This is a genomic window from Alteromonas lipotrueae (assembly GCF_019249255.1).
Taxonomy (GTDB): Bacteria; Pseudomonadota; Gammaproteobacteria; order Enterobacterales; family Alteromonadaceae; genus Alteromonas; species Alteromonas lipotrueae.
Genome location: NZ_JAESDJ010000042.1, coordinates 1 through 1,178 on the forward strand (window position 1 = coordinate 1; position 1,178 = coordinate 1,178).

Here is a 1,178-nt window from a genome sequence, read left to right on the forward strand (position 1 = left end):
ACCCTAGGGGAACCTGGGGTTGGATCACCTCCTTACCAAAATGTCGATGGTGACATTGTTAGTGTAGTGCCTACACAAATTGTCTTGTTTAAAAGTTTAAAGATGTGCCTTAGAGCGCTTAATTTTGATTGCAAAATCAAACTTAAGTGCTTTCTTTGAAAGCATTATGTTCTTTAACAATTTGGAAAGCTGATATTTAATTAGTAAATCAATCAAAATTTGAGTAATTGAGAAGTCGAAAGACGTACTTACTACTCTACTTGACTTGAATTGCTTGTTATCAATCTTTATTTGATAGCAAGGCAATTTCACGATTAGCTTGTCATGCATACAACTGAGTTAGATCTCATCCAGTCCTGATTTCAAAAGGCGGGAGAGTCTTTCTTTCTTGTTCATTGTATCAATAACACTTCGGTGTTCATTAGTGCAATGGCCGAGACATTGGGTTTTAGCTGAGCCACGCAACGAGCGAACGAAGGCGCATACTTCCAGTATGTAACTGAGTGAGCGAGGAAGCTTGGTGAAAGATAAAGACCAATGAAGAAGGCCATTTGGGGTTGTATGGTTAAGTGACTAAGCGTATACGGTGGATGCCTTGGCAGTTAGAGGCGATGAAGGACGTGTAAGTCTGCGAAAAGCTGTGGTGAGCCGACAAAATGCATTTGAGCCACAGATGTCCGAATGGGGAAACCCACCTATTTATAGGTATCGTTACATGAATATATAGTGTAACGAGGCGAACGAGGGGAACTGAAACATCTAAGTACCCTTAGGAAAAGAAATCAACCGAGATTCCCCTAGTAGCGGCGAGCGAACGGGGATTAGCCCTTAAGCAATTATGAACGTAGTGGAAGCCTCTGGGAAGTGGCGCGATACAAGGTGATAGCCCTGTACACGAAGTGTTTGTTTTTGTGAAATCGAGTAGGTCGGGACACGTGTTATCTTGACTGAATATGGGGGGACCATCCTCCAAGGCTAAATACTCCTAACTGACCGATAGTGAACCAGTACCGTGAGGGAAAGGCGAAAAGAACCCCTGTGAGGGGAGTGAAATAGAACCTGAAACCGTATACGTACAAGCAGTGGGAGCAGACTTGTTCTGTGACTGCGTACCTTTTGTATAATGGGTCAGCGACTTATATTTAGTAGCAAGGTTAAGCGAATAGCGGAGCCGTAGC

At 43.2% G+C, this 1,178-nt stretch carries 1 rRNA gene; it reads left to right on the forward strand.

The features are described 5' to 3' along the window. Positions 1 to 563: 563 nt before the first annotated feature. Positions 564 to 1,178, forward strand: a 23S ribosomal RNA gene (locus tag KYS23_RS20565); the annotation flags it as partial.